Annotated in this window: 24 protein-coding genes; 11 read left to right on the top strand and 13 right to left on the bottom strand. The window is 71.8% G+C overall.

What is annotated here, in order from left to right:
• From C503_RS0115590 to C503_RS48875, 11 genes are all read right to left on the bottom strand, one after another.
• A complete protein-coding gene (locus tag C503_RS0115590; RefSeq protein ID WP_018683150.1) occupies positions 1 to 477 on the bottom strand; it encodes a DUF4396 domain-containing protein in 477 nt (158 codons plus the stop codon).
• Positions 478 to 670: 193 nt separating this feature from the next.
• A complete protein-coding gene (locus tag C503_RS0115585; protein ID WP_018683149.1) occupies positions 671 to 1393 on the bottom strand; it encodes a sirohydrochlorin chelatase in 723 nt (240 codons plus the stop codon).
• A gap of 29 nt (positions 1394 to 1422) precedes the next feature.
• Entirely contained in the window at positions 1423 to 2385 is a 963-nt protein-coding gene (locus C503_RS0115580; RefSeq protein WP_018683148.1) for an ABC transporter permease, read from the bottom strand.
• A complete protein-coding gene (locus C503_RS0115575) occupies positions 2375 to 3151 on the bottom strand; it encodes an ABC transporter ATP-binding protein (RefSeq protein WP_018683147.1) in 777 nt (258 codons plus the stop codon). The genes C503_RS0115580 and C503_RS0115575 overlap by 11 nt, the downstream gene beginning before the upstream one ends.
• Positions 3152 to 3191: 40 nt before the next feature.
• The gene (locus tag C503_RS0115570) at positions 3192 to 4268 is read right to left on the bottom strand and encodes an ABC transporter substrate-binding protein (protein ID WP_018683146.1); all 1077 of its coding nucleotides are present in this window, start codon (positions 4266 to 4268) and stop codon (positions 3192 to 3194) included.
• A 39-nt stretch (positions 4269 to 4307) separates the two neighbouring features.
• A complete protein-coding gene (locus tag C503_RS0115565) occupies positions 4308 to 5639 on the bottom strand; it encodes a sulfate adenylyltransferase subunit 1 (RefSeq protein WP_018683145.1) in 1332 nt (443 codons plus the stop codon).
• Positions 5639 to 6574: a sulfate adenylyltransferase subunit CysD gene (cysD, locus tag C503_RS0115560; protein WP_033400658.1), complete on the bottom strand. Its 936-nt coding sequence runs from the start codon at positions 6572 to 6574 to the stop codon at positions 5639 to 5641. The genes C503_RS0115565 and cysD overlap by 1 nt, the downstream gene beginning before the upstream one ends.
• Before the next feature lie 22 nt (positions 6575 to 6596).
• Complete coding sequence (locus C503_RS0115555) at positions 6597 to 7304, bottom strand: phosphoadenylyl-sulfate reductase (RefSeq protein WP_018683143.1); 708 nt, start codon at positions 7302 to 7304, stop codon at positions 6597 to 6599.
• Complete coding sequence (locus tag C503_RS0115550) at positions 7301 to 7459, bottom strand: hypothetical protein (protein WP_018683142.1); 159 nt, start codon at positions 7457 to 7459, stop codon at positions 7301 to 7303. The genes C503_RS0115555 and C503_RS0115550 overlap by 4 nt, the downstream gene beginning before the upstream one ends.
• Before the next feature lie 103 nt (positions 7460 to 7562).
• The gene (locus tag C503_RS0115545) at positions 7563 to 9257 is read right to left on the bottom strand and encodes a nitrite/sulfite reductase (RefSeq protein WP_026316342.1); all 1695 of its coding nucleotides are present in this window, start codon (positions 9255 to 9257) and stop codon (positions 7563 to 7565) included.
• Between the two features lie 119 nt (positions 9258 to 9376).
• Positions 9377 to 9463 (bottom strand): putative leader peptide, encoded by an 87-nt coding sequence (locus C503_RS48875; RefSeq protein ID WP_425393524.1) that lies wholly within the window; start codon positions 9461 to 9463, stop codon positions 9377 to 9379.
• Between the two features lie 119 nt (positions 9464 to 9582).
• Between C503_RS48875 and hemW the strand changes: the two genes are divergently transcribed.
• A complete protein-coding gene (gene hemW, locus C503_RS0115535) occupies positions 9583 to 10797 on the top strand; it encodes a radical SAM family heme chaperone HemW (RefSeq protein WP_051114834.1) in 1215 nt (404 codons plus the stop codon).
• Here the strand turns inward: hemW and C503_RS39515 are convergent.
• Complete coding sequence (locus C503_RS39515; RefSeq protein WP_018683138.1) at positions 10750 to 11442, bottom strand: TetR/AcrR family transcriptional regulator; 693 nt, start codon at positions 11440 to 11442, stop codon at positions 10750 to 10752. The two genes, hemW and C503_RS39515, sit on opposite strands and share 48 nt — an antisense overlap.
• 85 nt (positions 11443 to 11527) lie before the next feature.
• On the opposite strand from C503_RS39515, the gene C503_RS0115525 reads away from it, so the two are divergent.
• The 5 genes from C503_RS0115525 to C503_RS0115505 all read left to right on the top strand — a co-directional run bounded on the left by C503_RS0115525 (position 11528) and on the right by C503_RS0115505 (position 16367).
• Positions 11528 to 12745: a cytochrome P450 gene (locus C503_RS0115525; RefSeq protein WP_018683137.1), complete on the top strand. Its 1218-nt coding sequence runs from the start codon at positions 11528 to 11530 to the stop codon at positions 12743 to 12745.
• Positions 12746 to 12977: 232 nt separating this feature from the next.
• Positions 12978 to 13274, top strand: coding sequence for a HEAT repeat domain-containing protein (locus tag C503_RS0115520; protein WP_018683136.1), 297 nt, complete (start codon positions 12978 to 12980; stop codon positions 13272 to 13274).
• A gap of 115 nt (positions 13275 to 13389) precedes the next feature.
• A complete protein-coding gene (gene hrcA / locus C503_RS0115515) occupies positions 13390 to 14412 on the top strand; it encodes a heat-inducible transcriptional repressor HrcA (RefSeq protein ID WP_018683135.1) in 1023 nt (340 codons plus the stop codon).
• 63 nt (positions 14413 to 14475) lie between these two features.
• The gene (gene dnaJ, locus C503_RS0115510) at positions 14476 to 15636 is read left to right on the top strand and encodes a molecular chaperone DnaJ (RefSeq protein WP_018683134.1); all 1161 of its coding nucleotides are present in this window, start codon (positions 14476 to 14478) and stop codon (positions 15634 to 15636) included.
• Positions 15633 to 16367 carry a 16S rRNA (uracil(1498)-N(3))-methyltransferase gene (locus C503_RS0115505; RefSeq protein ID WP_018683133.1) on the top strand — a complete coding sequence of 245 codons (735 nt, stop codon included), beginning with the start codon at positions 15633 to 15635 and terminating at the stop codon, positions 16365 to 16367. Before dnaJ ends, C503_RS0115505 begins: the two co-directional genes overlap by 4 nt.
• 465 nt (positions 16368 to 16832) lie before the next feature.
• Here C503_RS0115505 and C503_RS0115500 read toward each other — a convergent pair whose 3' ends face one another.
• Positions 16833 to 17174, bottom strand: coding sequence for a histidine triad nucleotide-binding protein (locus C503_RS0115500; RefSeq protein ID WP_018683132.1), 342 nt, complete (start codon positions 17172 to 17174; stop codon positions 16833 to 16835).
• 192 nt (positions 17175 to 17366) lie between these two features.
• On the opposite strand from C503_RS0115500, the gene C503_RS0115495 reads away from it, so the two are divergent.
• From C503_RS0115495 to C503_RS0115475, 5 genes are read left to right on the top strand one after another with little or no spacing between them, the layout of a single operon-like run.
• Positions 17367 to 18437 (top strand): PhoH family protein, encoded by a 1071-nt coding sequence (locus C503_RS0115495; RefSeq protein WP_084477139.1) that lies wholly within the window; start codon positions 17367 to 17369, stop codon positions 18435 to 18437.
• 22 nt (positions 18438 to 18459) lie between these two features.
• Positions 18460 to 19002 (top strand): rRNA maturation RNase YbeY, encoded by a 543-nt coding sequence (gene ybeY, locus C503_RS0115490; protein ID WP_018683130.1) that lies wholly within the window; start codon positions 18460 to 18462, stop codon positions 19000 to 19002.
• A gap of 5 nt (positions 19003 to 19007) precedes the next feature.
• On the top strand, positions 19008 to 20369 hold the full coding sequence (locus tag C503_RS0115485) for a hemolysin family protein (protein WP_018683129.1): 1362 nt from the start codon (positions 19008 to 19010) through the stop codon (positions 20367 to 20369).
• Positions 20362 to 20697: a hypothetical protein gene (locus C503_RS0115480; protein WP_018683128.1), complete on the top strand. Its 336-nt coding sequence runs from the start codon at positions 20362 to 20364 to the stop codon at positions 20695 to 20697. The genes C503_RS0115485 and C503_RS0115480 overlap by 8 nt, the downstream gene beginning before the upstream one ends.
• Positions 20694 to 21029, top strand: coding sequence for a hypothetical protein (locus C503_RS0115475; protein WP_018683127.1), 336 nt, complete (start codon positions 20694 to 20696; stop codon positions 21027 to 21029). Before C503_RS0115480 ends, C503_RS0115475 begins: the two co-directional genes overlap by 4 nt.
• The last annotated feature ends 2 nt before the right edge of the window (positions 21030 to 21031 follow it).

The following is a 21031-nucleotide window of genomic DNA, read 5'->3' as shown; positions in this document are numbered from 1 at the left end:
TCAGTGGTGGTACTCGTGGACGACCGCGTGCCCCTTTCCCCGGCCGATGAGCCACTTGTTGACCGGCACTGTCAGGACGAAGGCCACCACCAGGGACAGGGCGAGGGCCAGCCAGAACAGCACGTCGCCCAGGCCCGCGTCCATGGCGCCGGGCACGGTCAGCATCACGGCGTTGTCCAGGATCTCCATGACCACGATCGACACCGTGTCGGCGGCCAGGGCGACCCCGATCGCCCGACGCACGGGGACACCGGCGCGCAGGACCGGGCTGATGGTGAGCGTGTAGCCGAAGACGAATGCCAGCGCGATCGACAGCAGCACCACCGGCAGGTTCGACCAGCCGAACGCGATCCCCAGGACCATGCCGAGCACCTCGCCGATGGCGCAGCCGGTGAGGCAGTGCAGCGTCGCGGCGGCGGCCTGGCGCCAGGAGTTCGACATTCCCGCGTGGTGGTGGTGTTCGTGGGTGTGTTCCATGGCGGCGACTATACCCCTGGGGGGTATCGATACGGCCTGTCGCGGTGCGGTCTCGGTCACATCCGACAGGTGGTCGCCCCGGGGAAACAGGTCGGCCGCACGGTGCCCCCAGGGGTGCCGTGCGGCCGAACGTGTCGATGATTCGGATGTCGGGGCCGCTGAACGGGGAGTCGCCCGGTGACGGCAAGCGGGATCAGGCGGAGCGGAGTTCCGCGGCCCGGACCTCGTCGTAGCGGTCCAGCACGATCTCGGCGACGGTCGTGCCCAGCGGAGCGGCGACCACCGCGGCACCGGCCAGGCTTCGTACGCGGTCGGGGAGCAGGCCGGGCGCGAGGAAGTACGAGGCCACCGCGATCCGGCGGGCCCCCCGCGCGCGCAGTGCGGCGATCGCGGCGGGTACATCGGGTTCCGCCGTGGACGCGAACGCGGCCCGGACACCCGACCAGCCCAGTGTGGACGACCAGCGTTCGGCGATCTCCACGACCCGTGCGTTGGCGGGTGCGTGCGACGAACCGGTCGCCGCCAGCACGACCCCCACCCGCGAGTCGCCCGGGTGGACACCCGCCTCCGCGAGCCGGGTCAGTGCCGCCTCTTCCAGCTTGGGGTCCGGCCCCAACACATCCGTGACAGTCGTGCGCAGGTGCGGCAGGCGTGTGTGTGCGTCATCGAGCAACGCGGGCAGGTCCACACGCGCGTGGTAGGCGCGGCCCAACAACAGTGGCGCCACAACGATTTCCCGGTGCCCCTCCGTGTGCAGCTCCGCCAGCACGTCGAACACCGGGGGAGTGGACAGGTCGAGGAACGCCGCGCGGACGTCCAGTCCGGGACGCCGTTCCCGCACGGCCGCCACCAGCTCGCGCACGGTGGCCGCCGAACGGGGGTCCCGGCTGCCGTGCGCCACGGCGACCAGGGGCACGGTCCATCCCGGACTGGACGGTCGCATCGCTACATGGCTCCGTTCAGTCCACGGGCCCGCAGCACCGCGCGCTCCAGCGGGCGGAACACCGCCAGCTCGATGCCCACGCCCACCAGGAAGATCAGGATGATGCCCGCCAGCACCATCGACATGTCCGACAGCGACATGCCGTTGTGCAGGTACTGGCCGAGGCCGACACCCAGCTCGGGCGAGGTGGCGATCAGCTCGGCGGCCATCAGTGACCGCCAGGAGAACGCCCAGCCCTGCTTGAGCCCGGCCAGGTAGCCGGGCAGCGCGGCGGGCAGCAGGATGTAGCGGGCCGAGTCGAGCCTGCCCGCGCCCAGTACCTTGCCCACCCTGGGCAGGATCGGCGGGATCTGGTCGATGCCCGCGACCAGGCCGTTGGCGATCGAGGGCACCGCGCCAAGCAGCACCACGGTGTAGATCGCCGCGTCGGTGGTGCCGAACCACAGCACCGCGGCGGGCACCCAGGCCACCGACGGCAGGCTCTGCAGGCCGGAGATCAGCGGGCCGATCGCCGCGCGCACCACCCGCACCTTGGCCAGCAGCAGCCCCAGCGGGGTCGCCACCGCGACCGACACCAGGAAGCCGATCACCGCGCGGTGCACCGAGACCCAGAGGAACTCCCAGACCTCGCCGCTGTCGACGACCTTCAGGATCTGGTCCCACACCGCGATCGGCGCGGGCAGCTGGAACTCCGGCCAGAACGCCTGCGACCACAGGAACTGCCACACCGCGATGGCGATGGCCATCGCGATGATCGGCGAGGCGATCGCGCGGAACAGGTTCCGCCCGGTGCGGGCACCCGTGGGCGGGGTGTCCAGCGCGTCCAGACCGGCACCGACCGCGGCGGCCGCGTCGGTGGGTTTCGCGCCGGGTGCCGGGTCCACCCCGGACGCGGGCAGCGCGCCGTTCTCGGTCGGCTCTGGCCCGGCGGCGTCGTTGGCGCCGGGCAGGGTCTCACGCCGCATGGCTGCTGATCACCTCGCGCAGGCGCGTGTTGATCCGGTCCACCGCGGCCAGCTCGTCCGGCCCGGTGAGGCCCTCGACGTCCCACTCCTGCACGACCCGGCCCGGCTTGGACGACAGCAGCACCACCCGCTGTCCCAGCCGGACGGCCTCGCGCACGTCGTGCGTCACGAACACCACCGCGGTGCCGGTGGCCTGCCACACCCGCAGCAGCTCGCTCTGCAGCACGTCCCGGGTGATCGCGTCGAGCGCGGAGAACGGCTCGTCCATCAGCAGCAGCGAGGCGGCCTTGCCCCGGTTGCCGTCCAACGCGGACGCCAGCGCGCGGGCCAGCGCCACCCGCTGCCGCATGCCGCCGGACAGCTCGTGCGGGCGCTTGTTGCCCACGTCGCCCAGCCGCACCAGGTCGAGCAGCTCGCGGGTGCGCTCGGCGCGGGCGGGCTTGCGCACGCCCGCCAGCCGCAGCGGCAGCTCCACGTTGCGCGCGGCGGTCAGCCACGGCATCAGCGCGGCCTCCTGGAACATCACCGCCGGGCGGCCGGTGGTCAGCTCGATCTCGCCGGAGGTCGGCGTGTCCAACCCGGCGATCAGGTTGAGCACGGTCGTCTTGCCGCAGCCGGACGCGCCGAGAAGGCAGACGAACTCGCCGGGCGCGACCGCCAGGTCGATCCCGTCGAGCGCGGTCACGGCGCGGGCGCCGTGTCCGAAGGTCTTGCGCACGCCGTCCAGCCGGACGGCCGTCCCGATCGCCTGCAGAGTCGCGGTCATGGTTCCCTCGCCTGCCTTCCTCGCCTCGTCAGTCCGCTCGCTACTTCTTGTCCAGGCCCGCCGCGTCCGCCTCCGGCTTGCCCGCCGCCTTCAGCACCGCGTTGAGCGCGGTCAGGTCGACGAAACCGGCCAGCGGGGTCTCCTTCTCGGCGACCTTCGCGGTGACCGCGTCCTTCGCCAGCTGCGGGAAGGTGGCCGCCAACGGGTCGGTGTCCAACGAGATCGAGGTGAACGCGCGGTCGATGGTCGCGGCCGCCAGACCCTTGCCGGTAAGGGCCTCCAGCTGCTTGTTCACCGCCGCCTTGGCGTCCGCCGAGTTGTTCTGCGCGTAGTCGTTCGCCGCGAGCAGACCGCGTAGCACCGCCTGCACGGACTGCGGGTGCTCCTTGAGGAACTGGGTGCGCACGAGCACGACCGTGGTCGGGAACTTCCCGCTCGGCCACAGCTCCTTCTCGTCCACCAGGACCTTGGCGCCGCCCTCCAGCACCAGCCGGGAGGACCAGGGCTCGGGCAGCCACGCGGCCTGCACGGTGCCCTTCTTGAACAGGTCCAGGGTCTGCGCGTTCTCCTGGTTGGTGATCTTGACCTGGCCGGTCAGGTTCTTCTCCGCCAGCCACTTCTTCAGCGCGACGTCCTGGGTGTTGCCCAGCGCCGGGGTGGCGATGCTCTTGCCTGCCAGGTCCTCCGGCTTGGCGATGTCCGCGGTGGTCACCAGCTGCGCGCCGCCCGAGGTGGCGCCCGCGATCAGCCGCACGGCCTCGCCGTTCGACTTGGCGAACGCGTTGATGGCCGGACCCGACCCGATGAAGCCCACGTCCAGCGAGCCGCCGAGGAACGACGCGACCTCGGTCGGCCCGTCGTTGAACTTGGTCGGCACCAGCTTCGTGTTCCCCAGCTCCTTGGCGAACAGCCCCTTCTCCAGACCGATCAGCGCGGAGGCGTGCGTGACGTTGGGGAAGTACCCCAGCCGCAGCTCGGCCGCCGGGCCCTTGTCGGCGGCCGCGTCGGCGGCGGGGGCCGGGTCCTTGGACTCGGCACGGGAGCAGGCGGCGGCGAGGAGGGATAAGGCGATGACGCCTGCTGCCAGGACACGGGAGCTGCGGACGGTGCGCTTCACGACAAGGGCCTCTCAGGTGGATCGGTTAACGGGGGTACATCAAGGACCGGGGGAGACGAGATCCCCGGTGGTGGCGGCGGTGCCGCCCCAGTTCCGGTCGGTCTCCAGGGCCTGCAGCCCGGCGCCCACCAGGCCGGCGGCGAGGGTCGAACCGTCCCCCGCGTCGATCACCAGGAAGGCGCCGGTCCGCCGGTTGACGGCGTAGTCGTCCACCGGCAACGGCTCGGCCGTGCGCAGCCGCACCCGGCCGATCTCGTTGAGGTCCAGGGTCTGCGGGGCGGGCACGGTGGCCAGCTTCTGCTCGTCGAACCGCGCGCTCAGCTCGCCGACCACCGCCTGCACGGTGCGCGCGCCGTGCTTGACCAGTACGCGGGCGCCCGCGCGCAGCGGCTTGTCCGACAGCCAGGCGAGGGTGGCGTCGAACTCGTCCACCGGCACGGGTGCCTCGGTGGCGGTGGCGATCAGGTCGCCGCGCGAGATGTCGATCTCGTCGGCCAGCACCAGGGTCACCGACCGGCCCGCCTCGGCCTCGGTCAGCGCGCCGTCCGGGGTGTCCACCCTGGCCACGCTGGTGCGCCGCCCGGCGGGCAGCACCACCACCTCGTCGCCCGGCCGCACCGTGCCCGCGGCCACCTGGCCCGCGTAGCCGCGGTAGTCGGTGTGCTCGGCGGTGTTGGTGCGGATGACGTACTGCACCGGGAAGCGGAACGCCGCGTCGTGCGGGTCCGGCTCGACCGGCACGTCCTCCAGGTGCTGCAGCAGCGTGGGACCGGTGTACCAGGGGGTGTGCGGGGAGCGCTCCACCACGTTGTCGCCGACCAGCGCGGAGACCGGGATGGACAGCACCGAGCCGACCGGGTAGCCCAGCGCGGTGGCGTGGTCGGTGAACTCCTTGGCGATGACCTCGAACCCGGCCTCGTCGTAGTCCACCAGGTCGATCTTGTTCACCGCCAGCACCAGTCGCGGCACGCCCAGCAGCGCGAGCACCGCGGCGTGGCGGCGGGTCTGCTCCAGCACGCCCTTGCGCGCGTCCACCAGCAGCACGGCCAGCTGCGCGGTGGACGCGCCGGTGACGGTGTTGCGGGTGTACTGCACGTGCCCGGGGGTGTCGGCGAGCACGAAGGACCGCTTGGGGGTGGCGAAGTACCGGTACGCCACGTCGATGGTGATGCCCTGCTCGCGTTCCGAGCGCAGGCCGTCCACCAGCAGCGACAGGTCCGGAGTGGACAGTCCCTTGTCCACGCTGGCGCGGTGCACCGCGTCCAGGGTGTCGGCCAGCACCGACTTGGTGTCGTAGAGCAGCCGTCCGACGAGGGTGGACTTGCCGTCGTCCACACTGCCCGCCGTGGCCAGCCTCAGCAGATCACTCATCAGAAGTAGCCCTCCCGCTTGCGGTCTTCCATGGCGGCCTCGGACAGCCGGTCGTCGGCGCGGGTCGCGCCGCGCTCGGTCAACCTGCTCGCCGACACCTCGGCGATGATCTCGTCCAGGTCGGCCGCCTCGGACAGCACGGCACCGGTGCACGACCCGTCGCCGACCGTCCGGTACCGGATGGTCAGCTCCTGGGTCGGCTCGTCGGCGCGCGGCCCGAACCACGGACCGGCCGTCAGCCACATACCGTCGCGCTGGAACACCTCTCGGCGGTGCGCGAAGTAGATGGACGGCAGCTCGATCGCCTCGCGCTTGATGTAGCGCCAGACGTCGAGCTCGGTCCAGTTGGACAGCGGGAACACGCGAACATGTTCGCCGGCGCGGTGCCTGCCGTTATAGAGGTTCCACAGTTCGGGACGCTGGCGCCGCGGCTCCCACTGGCCGAAGGAATTGCGTAGGCTGAAAATTCTTTCCTTCGCCCGGGCGCGCTCCTCGTCGCGGCGGCCGCCGCCGAACACGGCGTCGAACCTGTTGCCCGCGATGGCATCCAGCAGCGGGACCGTCTGCAAAGGATTTCGCGTTCCGTCCGGCCGCTCTTCGAGCCGACCGTCGTCGATGTAGTCCTGGACGTTGGCCACGACCAGTCGGAGGCCGTAGCGCTCGACCGTCCGATCGCGAAAGTCGATGACCTCGTCCAGATTGTGCCCGGTGTCCACATGCAGTAGCGGGAATGGGACAGGTGCGGGCCAGAACGCCTTGACGGCCAAATGAAGGAGTACGGTGGAGTCCTTGCCGCCGGAGAACAGGATCACCGGTCGGTCGAACTCGCCCGCCACCTCGCGGAAGATGTGGATCGCCTCGGACTCCAGGCGCGCCAGGGCATCCAGGGGCTCGGTGGCGCTCGGTTGTCGTGTGGGGACTGGAGTCTCGGTCATCTCAGTGGTCATCTCGTTTCCCTTACCCGTGCAGTCCGCACTCGGTCTTGGCCTGGCCTGCCCAGCGGCCGCTGCGGGCGTCCTGCCCGGGCAGCGGCTTCGCGGTGCACGGCGCGCAGCCGATGGACGGGTAACCGGCCTGCACCAACGGGTTCTCCAGGATCCCGTTCTCGGCGATGTAGGCGTGGAACTCCTCGTCGCTCCACGCCGCCAGCGGGTTGATCTTCACCAGCCCGTTGCGCTCGTCCCACTGCACGATCGGCGTGGTCGCCCGGGTCGGCGCGTCGACCCGGCGCACCCCGGTCACCCACGCGTCGTAACCCGCCAGGGTCTTGCGCAGCGGCTCGACCTTGCGCAGGAAGCAGCACTTGGCCGGATCGGTCCGGTTCAGCAGTCCGAACTCGGCCTCCTGGTCGGCCACCGACTGCTCGGCGGCGGCGTTGACGATCCGTGCCTCCGGGTAGACCAGGTCGACCGCGTCGCGGACGCCGATGGTCTCCGCGAAGTGGTAGCCGGTCTCCAGGAACAGCACATCGATATCGGGCTTGGCCCGATAGGCCAGATCGATCAGGACGGCGTCCTGCATGTTGGAGGCGACGATGAACCGGTCGCCGAAGTTCTCGACCGTCCAGGCGAGCGCCTCGGCCGCGGTGGCGTCGGCGAGATCGTGCTCGGCCTGTCTGGCCAGGTTCTGGTAATTGGTAGTGGTCCCAGTGGCAGAGGTGGTCACCGTGGTGCCTTCCCCGTGAGGTTCAAACCGACGAACTTGACCGTGAAGACGCGGCGACAGGCCGTGCACAGCCAGGCCGCGTGCGGTTCCTCCTGCGGGCGCAGGTCCTCGTCCCCGCAGTACGGGCAGTAGAACGGTGTCGCGCGCTCGCTCATTCCCGCCCTCCGCTTGGTTCCCATTTAATTACCGGGCGCGCGTTCCCATTCCCATTCCCAGCTTCATTGCCATTGTTCGCCGGGAAAACGTAACCGCGACTATTCATCGTAGGTGGTTTTCGGCCGCGCGGACCACCCACTGGGCGAATCGTTCTTCACCGTCCCGATCGGCGACGAAGTTGCGCACCACGCGCTCCACGTAGTCCGGTAGTTCCGCGCTGGTCACCTTGTGCCCGCGCAGTTTGCGGCCGAACCCGGCGTCCAGGCCGAGACCGCCGCCGAGGTGCACCTGGAAACCCTCGACCTGGTTCCCGTCGTCATCGGTGACGATCTGTCCCTTGAGTCCGATATCGGCGGTCTGGATACGCGCGCACGAGTTCGGGCAGCCATTGATGTGGACGGTGATCGGCGCGGTGATGCCGTCGGTGATATCGGCCAGCCGGGACTCCAGTTCGGACACCAGGTCGTGCGCGCGCGCCTTCGTCTCGACGATGGCGAGCTTGCAGAACTCGATACCGGTGCACGCCATGATCCCGCGCCGCCACGGCGACGGCGTCGTCTGCAGGCCCAGCTTGGTCAGCTCCGCCTGCAGCGTGGGCACCTCGCCCTCGGGCACGTCCAGCACGACCAGCTTCTGCTGCGGGGTGAACCGCACCCGCTTCGACCCGGCCCGCTCGGCCGCCTTGGCGACCTCCACCAGGGTCGACCCGGACACCCGGCCCGCGATCGGGGCCGCGCCGACGTAGAACTTGCCGTCCTTCTGTGGGTGCACCCCGACGTGGTCGATCGGCTGCGCGGGCACCTCCGGCGCCGGGCCGTCGACCATCTTGCGGCCGAGGTACTTCTCCTCCATGACCTCGCGGAACTTCGCCGCGCCCCAGTCCTTCACCAGGAACTTGATCCGCGCCCGGTGGCGCAGGCGGCGGTAGCCGTAGTCGCGGAACACACTGATCACCGCGGCCCACACGTCCGCGACCTCGTCCGCCGGGACCCACGCGCCCAGCCGCTGGCCCAGCATCGGGTTGGTGGACAGACCGCCGCCCACCCACACGTCGAACCCGGGGCCGTGCTCCGGGTGCAGCACACCGACGAACGCGACGTCGTGGATCTCGTGCGCCACATCGGACAGACCGGACACCGCGGTCTTGAACTTGCGCGGCAGGTTCGCGAACTGCGGGTCGCCGATGTAGCGGCGCTTGATCTCGTCGATGGCCGCGCTGCCGTCCAGCACCTCGTCCCGGGAGATGCCCGCGACCGGCGAGCCCAGGATGACCCGGGGGCTGTCGCCGCAGGCCTCCATGGTGGTCATGCCCGCGCCCTCCAGGCGCGCCCAGATGGCGGGCATGTCCTCGACCCGGATCCAGTGGTACTGGATGTTCTGCCGGTCGGTGATGTCCGCGGTGTCGCGCGCGTAGGTCTGCGACACCTCGCCCAGCACGGTCAGCTGCTCGGTCGTGACCGCGCCGCCGTCGAGCCGGACGCGCAGCATGAAGTACTCGTCGTCGAGCTCCTCCGGCTCCAGCGCGCCGGTGCGGCCGCCGTCGATGCCGGGCTTGCGCTGGGTGTAGAGGCCGTACCAGCGGAAGCGGCCGCGCAGGTCGCCCGGGTCGATGCTGTCGAACCCGCCGTGGGCGTAGATGTTCTCGATCCTGGCCCGCACGTTGAGCGGGTTGTCGTCCTTCTTCGACCGCTCGTTCGGATTCAGCGGCTCGCGGTAGCCGAGCGCCCATTGACCCTCACCCCGGCGCGCGGGGGCGCGGCGAGGCGTGGACTCGGTGGGGGGAGTGGTGGGAGACACCGGTTGTTCCTCCGGGGTCGGGGCGCTCGCGCGCACCACCGGGACCCCGGGCGGCGTTGCGGGGAGTCACTCAGCGGCGCGCCCGACGCCTGGCTGAATGCGAGAAGAGGCGCGACGGGTCAGCTGTTCGGCCGGCACATCGCGCTGGACACGCGCTGGAAGTCGACGTGGCGGCGGGCCACCAGGAAGACTTCGGTCGCGGACATGAACCCAGCGTGCCATGTGTCCACCTTGTGGTCTACAGCCATCCGGATGCTGGGACGAGGCTCACGGCGGCGACGCCCACGCAGCGGGATGGCCCATTCGGACCTGGGATGATGTCCGGGTGGCCGCCGCACTCCCCGAGGGGGATCCCGCTCCGCCCGATGGCGCATTGCCCGCGCCCGCGTTGTCCGGACTGGGTGCTCGCCCATTCGGCGTCTACGTGCATGTGCCGTTCTGCGCGAGCCGCTGCGGCTACTGCGACTTCAACACCTACACCCCCGGTGAGCTGGGCGGATCCGCCTCGCCCGAGTCCTGGCTGGCAGGTCTGCGGCACGAGCTGGCGCTGGCGGGCCGGGTGCTGGGCTCCGCGCCCCGCGCGGACACCGTGTTCGTCGGCGGCGGGACACCCTCGCTGCTCGGCGCGAACGGCCTCGCGGCGGTCCTGGATGTGGTGCGGGACACGTTCGGGCTCGCCGACGGCGCCGAGGTGACCACCGAGTCCAATCCGGAATCGACCTCCCCGGCGTTCTTCGCGGAGCTCGCCGACGCCGGGTACACGCGCGTGTCCCTGGGCATGCAGTCCGCCGCCCGGCACGTGCTGACGGTGCTGGACCGCAAGCACACCCCGGGCCGCGCGGTGGCCGCCGCGAAGGAGGCGCGCGCGGCAGGCATCGGACACGTCAACCTGGACCTGATCTACGGCACCCCGGGTGAGCGCCCGGAAGACCTGGCCGCCTCGCTGGACGCGGTGCTGGAAGCGGGCGTGGACCACGTCTCGGCGTACGCGCTGATCGTGGAGGAGGGCACCGCGCTGGCCCGCCGGGTGCGCCGCGGCGAGCTGCCGATGCCCGACGACGACGTGCTCGCCGACCGGTACGAGCAGGTCGACGCCGCGCTCACGGCCGCGGGCCTGCACTGGTACGAGGTGTCCAACTGGGCCGCGTCCGCACCTGCCCGATGCCGACACAACCTCGGCTACTGGCTCGGCGGCGACTGGTGGGGCGCGGGCCCCGGCGCGCACAGCCACGTCGGCGGCGTGCGCTGGTGGAACGTCAAGCACCCGGCCCGCTACACCGCACTGCTCGCCGAGGGGCACTCGCCCGCGGCGGGACGAGAGACGTTGAGCGCGGACGACCGGAGAGTGGAACGGGTCCTGCTGGAGCTGCGGCTGGCGGAGGGGCTGCCGGTGACCGCGCTCGACAGCGATGCCGTGACCGAGGCGCGCGCCGCCGTCGTGGACGGGTTGCTGGACGAGCGCGCGTTGGCGGCGGGCCGCTGCGTGCTCACCTCACGGGGTCGACTGCTCGCCGACGCCGTGGTCCGCCGACTGACCTGACCGCTGCTGTTGTTCGGAGTGGGGCGGCCTGTCCGGGTCCACGTCCGGGCGCAGGCCCGCGAGCATCCGCCGCAGCACCGCGCCGTACTCCGTGCGCAGCCGCGGCCGGTCCGCCGGGTCCGCCTCGGCCATCCGGTGCCCGGCGGTGCCGATCGCGTGGAAGGTGACGTCGGCGGCCGCGGCGGTGGGCAGCGCGGCCAGGTACCCGTGCTCGACCAGCTCGCCGATGATCGACTCGACCAGGCCGTAGGCGTACTTCTCCTCGCTGTGGTGCCAGCCCTGCCAGCCCATGGCGATCGGGCCCTCGCGCCACACCACCCGGCTGTAGACCGGGTCCAGGCACTGGTCCAGGAACGCCTCCAGCGCGGCGAGCGCCCCGCTCCACGGGTCCGGCGCGGCCCGGTAGGCGGCGCCGAGCCTGCTGGTCGCCCGCTCCTCCTGCTCGTCCAGCACCGCCTCGAACAGGGCCTTCTTGCTGCTGAAGTGGTGGTAGACCGCGCCCCGGGTGGCCTGGATGTCGGCGGCGACGTCCTCAAGGCCGGTGGCCGCGTAGCCGAGCGTGGCGAACCGGTGGGTGGCGGCCGCGAGCAGGGCCGCGCGGGTCGCCTCGGAGTACTGCTCGCGCCTGCTCTTCACGACTGCCACAGCGGGAGACCCTACTGACATACACTGTGTATGTGACCGACGTCGGATACGTCAAAGACGTAGCGAAGGTCGAAGAGGTGGGGTCATGACCGAGGCTGTCTTCAACCCGGAGCTGTTCAACCCGTTCGCGCCGGGTTTCACCGACAACCCATATCCCGAGTACGCCCGGCTGCGTGACAACCATCCGGTGCAGGAACACCCGCTCGGGTTCTGGGTGACCACCCGACACGCGGACGTCACCGCCGTCTTACGGGCCGGACTGTCGGTGGAGAACCGCAACCTCGCCCCGAACCCCGTCCGCCAGCAGGTCTCGGACGCCATCGGCACCAGCGACTCCTGGCGCCGCCTGTCCATGCTCGACCGCGACGCCCCCGACCACACCCGCCTGCGCGGCCTGGTGACCAAGGTCTTCACCCCGCGCGCCATCGGCGCCCTGGAACCGCGCATCGTCGAGCTGGTGGACACCGCGCTGGCGGGCCTGGCCGAGGCGGGCGGCGGCGACCTGGTCGAGGAGCTGGCGTTCCCGCTGCCGTTCACCGTGATCACCGAGATGCTCGGCATGCCGCCCACCGACTCGACCCGGGTCCGCGACCTGGCGGGCCTGCTGGTCCGCTCGTTGGAACCGATCGCCGACCTCGACCTGGCCTGCCGCATCGGCGAGGCCGACCGCGAGCTGTCCGGCCTGGTCGGCGAGGTGATCGCGTGGAAACGCGCGAACCCGGCCGACGACCTGCTCACCGCCCTGGTCCGGGCCGAGCACGACGGCGCGATGCTCAGCGACGAGGAGCTGGTGGCCCAGGTCGTGCTGCTCTACGTGGCGGGCCACGAGACCACGGTCAACCTGGTCTCCAACGGCACCGTCGCCCTGCTGCGCCACCCCGACCAGCTCGCCGCCCTGCGCGCCGACCCCACCCTGATCGACAACGCGGTCGAGGAGCTGCTGCGCTTCGACAGCCCGGTGCAGTCCAGCAGGCGCGTCACGACGGCGCCGTTCGTGCTCGACGGGCACGAGATCCCGGTCGGCAGCTTCGTCATCGCCACTCTCGCGGCTGCCAACACCGATGAGCGCTTCTGGGGCCCGGACGCCGCTGAACTGCGGCTGGACCGTGCCAACGCCCGTCAACACGTGTCCTTCGGTGCCGGTCCGCACCACTGCCTCGGTGCCGCCTTGGCTCGGATGGAGGGGCGGGTCGCCATCGGTCGGCTGGTCGAGCGCTTCCCGAACCTGGCCCTGGCGGGTGAGGTCACCTGGAACGGCCGCATCAACCTGCGCGGCGCCGCCAAGGTCCCGGTCTCCGTCTGACCGGACCTGGTCGTTCCGGGTGTCCCGGACACCCGGTCGCTTTGCCGAGCAAGTCCGAGGGGCTGGCGTCGGCGGGCCGGAACCCCGGCTCGCCGACGCTCTCCGCCACCACCGGGACGGACGAATCGGGTCCTAAGACCCGACTTGCTCCCGACTTCCGCCGCAGGGCGTATCTGGCACCGCCGATCCCCCTCTTGTGGGCAGCACCCGCCCGCCGACCCGAGGAGTCCGGATGCCGATCACCCTGCAGGACGTGCGGCGACGACTCGCGGGCGCCGTCACCGACTTCGACGCCGCCAGCGAGCTGGGCCAGGCCGCGTTGCCGCACCTGGCCGAGTTAGCCGCCGCCGATGACACCGTGCTGGCCTGCAAGGCCGTGTACCTGGCAGGCCGGATCGGCGGGCCGGGATCGGTCGAGATCATCACCGCCGCGGCCGAGCACACCGACCCGATCATCCGGATCGCCGCGTCGGCCGCGCTGCGCACGCTGGAGCACCCGGAGCACCGGGACGGGGCGGGGGCCAGGTGATCCTCGCGAAACCGGTGGTGGACCGCACCCCCGGCCATCGGCCGCGCTCCGTAAACTTGGGCTGAGGCGCGTCGACCGGGACGCGGCCGCGGCGTGGGATGCGAGGGGGTGGCGCGTGGTCAGCACGGACGAACGCCGGTTCGAGGTGCTGCGCGCCATCGTCGCCGACTACGTCAGCAACCACGAGCCGGTCGCCTCGAAGGCCATCGTGGACCGGCACAACCTGGGCGTGTCCAGCGCGACCGTGCGCAACGACATGGCCTCGCTGGAGGAGGACGGCTACATCACGCAGCCGCACACCAGCGCGGGCCGCATCCCCACCGACAAGGGCTACCGGCTGTTCGTCGACCGGCTCACCGAGGTGAAGCCGCTCAGCTCGGCCGAGCGCCGGGCCATCCAGACCTTCCTGGACGGCGCCATCGACCTGGACGACGTGATGCGCCGCAGCGTGCGGCTGCTGGCCCAGCTGACCAGGCAGGTCGCGGTGATCCAGTACCCGACGCTGACCACCTCCACCGTGCGGCACGTCGAGCTGGTCGGCATCACCCCGGCCCGGCTGATGATGGTGCTGATCACCGACACCGGCCGGGTCGACCAGCGGGTGGTCGACCTCGGCGACGTCGTCACGGACGAGACCGTCGCGCGGCTGCGCGCCATGCTGAACTCCCGGCTGGCGGGCAAGCGGCTCACCGACGCCGCCGCGGGCGTGGCCGAGCTGACCGACACCACCCCGGTCGAGCTGCGCGAGGTGATGGTCCGGGTGGCCACGGTGCTGATCGAGTCGTTGGTCGAGCACCCCGAGGAGCGGCTGGTGCTGGGCGGCACCGCCAACCTGACCCGCAACGTCGCCGACTTCCCGAACTCGCTGCGGCAGGTGCTGGAGGCGCTGGAGGAGCAGGTCGTGGTGCTCAAGCTGCTGGCCGCCACGGCCGACCCGGGCACCATCACGGTGCGTATCGGCGAGGAGAACGAGGCCGAGGAGATGCGCAGCACCTCGGTGGTGTCGATCGGCTACGGCACCAGGGCCGCGCTGCTGGGCGGCATGGGCGTGGTCGGGCCGACCCGGATGGACTACCCCACGAACATCGCCGCGGTCCGCGCGGTGGCGAACTACGTCGGCGAGATCCTCGGCCACTAACGAGGGTCGGCTCTGAAGTAAAACGACTGGTCCCGGGTGCCCGGGGCAGGAGGACTGGACACGGTGGCGAGGGACTACTACGGGACGCTCGGGGTGCGGCAGGACGCGACCTCCGAGGAGATCAAGCGCGCCTACCGCAAGCTGGCGCGCGAGCTGCACCCGGACGTCAACCCGGACGAGGCAGCGCAGACCCGCTTCCGCGAGGTCACCGCCGCCTACGAGGTGCTCTCCGACCCACAGAAGCGCAAGATCGTGGACCTTGGCGGCGACCCGCTGGGCGCCATGGGGGGCGGCGGCGGTGGCGGCCGCGACCCGTTCGGCGGGTTCGGTCTCGGCGACATCATGGACGCCTTCTTCGGCGCGGCGGGCGCGGGCGGCGGCGGGCGCGGCCCGCGCAGCCGGGTGCAGCCCGGGTCGGACGCGCTGCTGCGCATCCAGATGACCCTGGAGGAGTGCGCCACCGGCGTCACCCGCGAGATCGCGGTGGAGACCGCCATCCTGTGCGACCTGTGCCGCGGCTCCGGCTGCGCCGCGGGCAGCGTCCCGGTCACCTGCGACACCTGCGGCGGGCGCGGCGAGGTCCAGTCCGTGCAGCGCTCCTTCCTCGGCCAGGTCGTCACCGCGCGCGCCTGCCACACCTGCCGCGGCCTCGGCGAGGTCATCCCCGACCCGTGCAGGCAGTGCCAAGGCGAGGGCCGGGTGCGCGCCCGGCGCACCATCGCCGCCAAGATCCCGCCCGGCGTCGCCGACGGCATGCGCGTCCGGCTGTCCGGACAGGGCGAGGTCGGACCGGGCGGCGGCCCGGCAGGCGACCTGTATGTCGAGGTCGAGGAGCTGCCGCACGCCACCTTCGAGCGCGCGGGCGCCGACCTGCACTGCACCCTGCGGGTCCCGATGACCACCGCCGCGCTCGGCGCGGTACTGCCGCTGGAGACCCTGGACGGCCCGGTCGACCTGGAGCTGGAGCCCGGCACCCAGCCGGACACCGAGCTGGTCATGTCCGGCCGCGGCCTGCCCCGGCTGCGCTCCACCGGCCGCGTCGACGGCCGTGGCGACCTGCACGTGCACGTCGAGGTGGAGATCCCCACCCGGCTCGACGCCCGGCAGACCGAGCTGCTGCGCGAGCTGGCCGCGGTGCGCGGCGAGGAGGAACACACCCTGGCCGGTGCCAACGGGCGCGCGGGCGGGCTGTTCTCCCGGCTGCGCTCCCGCCACACCCGATGACCCTGGCGCTGTTCCTGGTCGACGCGCTGCCCGCGGGCGACACGCACGTGCTCGACGGCCCCGAGGGCAGGCACGCCGCCGCCGTCCGCAGGCTGCGCGTCGGCGAGGAGCTGCTGATCGCCGACGGCCGCGGCGGCACCGCCCGCTGCGCCGTCACCGCCGCCGCCCGCGACAGCCTCGAACTGGACGTGCTGGAGCGGTGGACCGAACCGGCGCCGGAGCTGCGCGTGGTCGTGGTCCAGGCGCTGGTCAAGGGCGACCGGGGCGAGCTGGCCGTGGAACTGGCCACCGAGGCGGGCGCCGACGCGATCGTGCCATGGCGGGCAGGCCGCAGCATCGCCAGGTGGGACGACGGCCCGCGCGGCGACAAGGCACTGACCCGCTGGCGCGCCACCGCCCGCGAGGCCGCCAAACAGGCCCGCAGGCCCTGGATCCCGGACATCGCCGACCCGGTCGGCCTGCCCGGCCTGCTCGACCTGACCCGGTCGGCGGCCCTCGCCCTCGTCCTGGAAGCGGACCGGGCCACCCGGCTGGCCGATATCCCACTACCCGAAACGGGTGATCTTGTCGTGGTGGTCGGACCCGAGGGTGGCATCGCTCCCGACGAGCTCGACGCCCTTGAACAGGCCGGAGCCCGCCCGACCCGGCTCGGACCCGCTGTACTGCGCACGTCCACCGCCGCCGCGGTCGCCCTCGGCGCCCTCGGCGCCCTCACCGCCCGCTGGCGCTGAGTCAGCCGAGGGTTTACCCTTTATCCGCAAAGCGTTTCAAGTATTGCGAAGCGCATTCACCCGACTACCGCCGGACACCTCCCCCCTCGGTCCGGCGGCGCCGCGCGGGGCGGTGGAGCGACCCCCAGGCTTCACCGCCCGCGCGGCTTCCTGTTCGTAGCCCTGCGGGCTTCTTCCCTGGGCGGGCGGTTCCTTGTTCTGGGGGCCGAGCCCCCAGGCCCCCACGGTGCGAGTTCCTCGCGTTGGCGGGCGCTGGGGGCGATGGCGTTGGACCAACGGTGCGAGCTCCTCGCGTTGGCGGGCGCTGGCCATGGTGGCGCTGGACCAGCGGTGGCTGTCGTTTCTGCCTCCCGCCTCCTGCCTCTTGCTCCCTGTCCCTCGCCCCTTGCCGCTTGTCCTTCGGCCCTCGTTTTCGTTCTTCTTCCTTCTTTCTTGCCTTTTGTGCTTGTGTTGGGGGGTTTGGGGTTAGCGGCCGAAGTCGGTGAGTTGTTCGCCGCCCAGGACGTGTAGGTGGGCGTGGAAGACGGTGCGGCAGGCGTCGTCGCCGGTGTTGAAGACGAAGCGGTAGCCGGAGTCCTTGATGCCTTCGATGTCCGCTACCTCGACACCTGCCTTCAGGAGGGCCGCGAGCAGGTTCGGGTGGTTCGCCAGCTCGTTCGCGTCCTCGTGGTGGTTCTTGGGGACCACCAGGACGTGGACGCGGGATTGCGGGTTGATGTCGCGGAACGCGTAGGTGGTGTCGGTCTCGTGAACCCCGGTGGACGGGATGTCGCCAGCGATGATCTTGCAGAACAAGCAGTCGGCCATGGGACGGCACACTAGGCGCTGTCCGGTAAGTCTGGCGCGCGGGCGCGGATAGCGTGTGCCGGACTTGCAGGACAGCGCCTAGTGGCGGGGGCGCGGTTTTGTCGGTGCGGTGGGGGCGGGGTGGGGGATAGCATCGGTGGGGTCGGGACGTGGGGCGCGCGAGCGCCTGGGTGAAGGTGGGGCAGAGGGCGCGTGACGGGTAGAAGTGAAGTTGGGGGTACGCCCAGTCCTTCTGGTCCTTCCGTACACGAGGCGCAGTCGCGGTTCGCGATTCCCGAGGGGGCCGTGCTGGCGCTGCTGGGGTCCCGGGACGAGAACCTGCGGGTGGCCGAGGAGCTGCTCGTGGCCGACGTGCACGTGCGCGGCAACGAGGTGACGCTGTCCGGGGCACCCGCCGACGTGGCGTTCGCCGAGCGGGTGTTCACCGAGCTGGTGACGCTGGCGGCGCGCGGGCAGCAGGTCGGCCCGGACGCGGTCCGCCGGACGGTCGCCATGCTCTCGGCGGGCACCGCCGAGTCGCCTGCCGAGGTGCTGAGCCTGGACATCCTGTCCCGGCGCGGGCGCACGATCCGGCCCAAGACGCTGAACCAGAAGCGGTACGTGGACGCGATCGACGCCAACACGATCGTCTTCGGCATCGGGCCCGCGGGCACCGGCAAGACCTACCTGGCGATGGCCAAGGCCGTGCAGGCGCTGCAGGGCAAGCAGGTCAACCGGATCATCCTGACCCGGCCCGCGGTCGAGGCTGGGGAGCGGCTCGGTTTCCTGCCCGGCACGCTCTACGAGAAGATCGACCCGTACCTGCGGCCGCTCTACGACGCGCTGCACGACATGATCGACCCGGAGTCGATCCCGCGGCTGATGCAGGCGGGCACGATCGAGGTCGCCCCGCTGGCGTACATGCGCGGCCGGACCCTCAACGAGGCGTTCATCATCCTGGACGAGGCGCAGAACACCACGCCCGAACAGATGAAGATGTTCCTCACCCGGCTGGGGTTCGGCTCCAAGATCGTGGTCACCGGCGACACCACCCAGATCGACCTGCCCGGCGGGCAGAAGAGCGGGCTCAAGGTCGTCCGGGACATCCTCGACGGCGTGGACGACGTCCACTTCAGCGAGCTGAGCAGCGCGGACGTGGTGCGGCACCGGCTCGTCGGCGACATCGTGGACGCCTACGAGCGCTGGCAGGTCAACCAGGACGCGCAGGAGGCCCAGCAGAAGAGCGGCCCGGTGCGCGCCGGGGGCAGGCGACACGGCCGCTGAGCCGACCGGCGACAATGGCCCGGTGAGTATCGAGATCGCCAACGAGTCGGGGGTGGCGGTCGACGAGGCGTCGATCGTCGCGGCGGCCCGGTTCGCCCTGGACCGCATGAACGTCAGCAAGCTCGCCGAGCTGTCGGTGCTGCTGGTCGAGCTGGACGTGATGGCCGACCTGCACGAGCGGTGGATGGACCTGCCCGGTCCCACCGACGTGATGGCGTTCCCGATGGACGAGCTGGACTCGGCGCGCCGCCCGGACGCCTCCGAGTCCGGGCCCGCGCTGCTCGGCGACATCGTGCTGTGCCCGGCGTTCGCCAAGGACCAAGCGCGCACCGCGGGCCACAGCCTGCTCGACGAGCTGCACCTGCTGACCGTGCACGGCGTGCTGCACCTGCTCGGCTACGACCACGCCGAGCCCGCCGAGGAGCGGGAGATGTTCACCCTGCAGAAGCGCATCCTCGCCGACTTCCGCACCGCCGCCGCGGACGCCCGGCGCCGGGCCGCGCAGCGGGTGGAGGACGACAAGCTGCTCGGCGCCGTCGGTCTCGCCGAGCAGCCCGAGGACTGACCCCGGTGCCCGCCGACTCGGTCGGTCTGCTCGTCGTCGCGGTCCTGCTGGTGCTGGCCGCCGGGTGCTTCGCCGCCGCCGACGCGTCGCTGTCCGCGGTGTCCAAGGCCAGGGTGGAGGGCCTGGTGCGGTCCGGCCGCACCGGCGCGAAGCAGCTGATCGCGGTGGTCGACGAGCGGCCCCGGCACATCAACCTGCTGCTGTTGCTGCGGCTGGGCTGCGAGCTGGCGGCCACCGTCCTGGTCACCTTCGTCTGCGCGCGCTCGATCGACCCCGCCTGGCTGGCCGGGCTGGTCGCCGCGCTGGGCATGATCGTGGTGTCGTACGTGCTGGTCGGCGTGGGCCCGCGCACCATCGGCCGCCAGCACCCCTACGGCGTCGGGTTGATCGCGGCCGGGCCGGTGCGGGTGCTCGGCTCGGTGCTCGGCCCGCTGTCCCGGTTCCTGATCCTGGTCGGCAACGCCATCACTCCGGGCAAGGGCTTCCGCGAGGGCCCGTTCTCCTCCGAGGTGGAGCTGCGCGAGCTGGTCGACCTGGCCGAGGAGCGCGGCGTGGTCGACGCGGACGAGCGCGAGATGATCCACTCGGTGTTCGAGCTGCGCGGCACGATCGCCCGCGAGGTCATGGTGCCGCGCACCGAGATGGTGTGGATCGAGCAGACCAAGTCGGTGCGGCAGGCGCTGGCCCTGTCGCTGCGCACCGGCTACACCCGCATCCCGGTGATCGGCGAGAGCGTGGACGACGTGGTCGGCGTGGTCAACCTCAAGGACCTGGTGCGCAGCGCCCTGCAGGCCGGGGAGACCGGCGGCGCGCCGGTGAACCTCACCGAGGTGATGGCCGCCGCGGGCTTCGTGCCGGACACCAAGCGGCTCGACGACCTGCTGCGCGAGATGCAGGTGTCCAAGAACCACCTGGCCATCGCGGTCGACGAGTACGGCGGCACGGCGGGCCTGCTGACCATCGAGGACATCCTGGAGGAGATCGTCGGCGAGATCACCGACGAGTCCGACACCGACGAGCGGCCGCCGGTCGAGCACCTGGCCGACGGCGCGGTGCGGGTCAGCTCCCGGCTGCCGGTCGAGGACCTCGGCGCGCTGTTCGGCCTGGAGCTGGCCGGTCAGGACGTGGAGACGGTGGGCGGCCTGCTCGCCCAGCGACTGGGACGTGTGCCACTGCCCGGTGCGGAGGCGGAGATCACCGGGCTACGGTTCCGGGCGGAGGGCGGCAAGGACAACCGCGGCCGGGTCCGGATCACCTCGGTGGTGGTGCGGCCGGGCGAGGCGGAGTCCGACGGCACCACCGTCCCGGACAGTGCCGCGGAGCACGCCCAGGAGCGACACCGAGAGAGGAGCGGCGAGCGTGGCTGAGCTCGACCCGGAGGACGCGAAGATCGTCACCCTGGCCCGGTCCAGTCGGGCGCGGACGGGGGCCGCCGAGGGCGCCGCCGTGCGTGACCTGGACGGCCGCACCTACGCCGCCGCCACCGTCGCCCTGCCGTCGCTGCGGCTGACCGCGCTGCAGGCCGCCGTGGCCGCCGCGGTGGCCAGCGGTGCCGAGGGCCTGGAGGCCGCCGCCGTCGTCACCGAGGCGGGCGAGGTGGACGCCGACTCGGTCGCCGCCGTGCGCGACCTCACCGCGGCCGCGCCGGTGCTGCGCGCCGACCCCACCGGCGCCGTCGTCGACGTGCTCCGGTGAGCGTGCTGCTCACGGTCTGCCGCGACTGCTGCTGCGGGACGGTCAAGAAGCACCCGACCGTGAACCACGGACGCCAGCTGGCCCGCTTACGCGAGATCGCCGCGAAGCACGGCGGCACGGCCCGGGTCGCCGAGTGCCTGGACACCTGCGAGACCTCCAACGTGGTGGTCGTGCAGGCCCCGGGCGCCAAACCGGTCTGGTTCGGGTTCGTGCTGGACGACGCGGTGCTCGACGACATCGACGCCTGGCTGGCCGCGGGCGGACCCGGCGGCGCGCCGCTGCCCGCCACGCTGGAGCTCAACCGCGTCCGCGCGCCCGGCAGGCCCGCCTGAGC

The organism is Actinokineospora enzanensis DSM 44649, from assembly GCF_000374445.1.
Taxonomy (GTDB): Bacteria; Actinomycetota; Actinomycetes; order Mycobacteriales; family Pseudonocardiaceae; genus Actinokineospora; species Actinokineospora enzanensis.
The sequence above is the reverse complement of the archived record's forward strand: the minus strand, read 5'-3'. Positions and strand labels throughout refer to the sequence as shown.

Bases quoted from the DNA above. Each gene is read 5' to 3' on its own strand.
- cysD (WP_033400658.1), bottom strand. From the start codon at position 6,574: ATGACCGAGACTCCAGTCCCCACACGACAACCGAGCGCCACCGAGCCC.
- C503_RS0115565 (WP_018683145.1), bottom strand. From the start codon at position 5,639: ATGAGTGATCTGCTGAGGCTGGCCACGGCGGGCAGTGTGGACGACGGC.
- C503_RS0115520 (WP_018683136.1), top strand. From the start codon at position 12,978: ATGCCGATCACCCTGCAGGACGTGCGGCGACGACTCGCGGGCGCCGTC.
- C503_RS0115525 (WP_018683137.1), top strand. From the start codon at position 11,528: ATGACCGAGGCTGTCTTCAACCCGGAGCTGTTCAACCCGTTCGCGCCG.
- C503_RS0115580 (WP_018683148.1), bottom strand. From the start codon at position 2,385: ATGCGGCGTGAGACCCTGCCCGGCGCCAACGACGCCGCCGGGCCAGAG.
- C503_RS0115550 (WP_018683142.1), bottom strand. From the start codon at position 7,459: ATGAGCGAGCGCGCGACACCGTTCTACTGCCCGTACTGCGGGGACGAG.
- C503_RS0115590 (WP_018683150.1), bottom strand. From the start codon at position 477: ATGGAACACACCCACGAACACCACCACCACGCGGGAATGTCGAACTCC.
- C503_RS48875 (WP_425393524.1), bottom strand. From the start codon at position 9,463: ATGTCCGCGACCGAAGTCTTCCTGGTGGCCCGCCGCCACGTCGACTTC.
- C503_RS0115500 (WP_018683132.1), bottom strand. From the start codon at position 17,174: ATGGCCGACTGCTTGTTCTGCAAGATCATCGCTGGCGACATCCCGTCC.
- C503_RS0115575 (WP_018683147.1), bottom strand. From the start codon at position 3,151: ATGACCGCGACTCTGCAGGCGATCGGGACGGCCGTCCGGCTGGACGGC.
- C503_RS0115505 (WP_018683133.1), top strand. From the start codon at position 15,633: ATGACCCTGGCGCTGTTCCTGGTCGACGCGCTGCCCGCGGGCGACACG.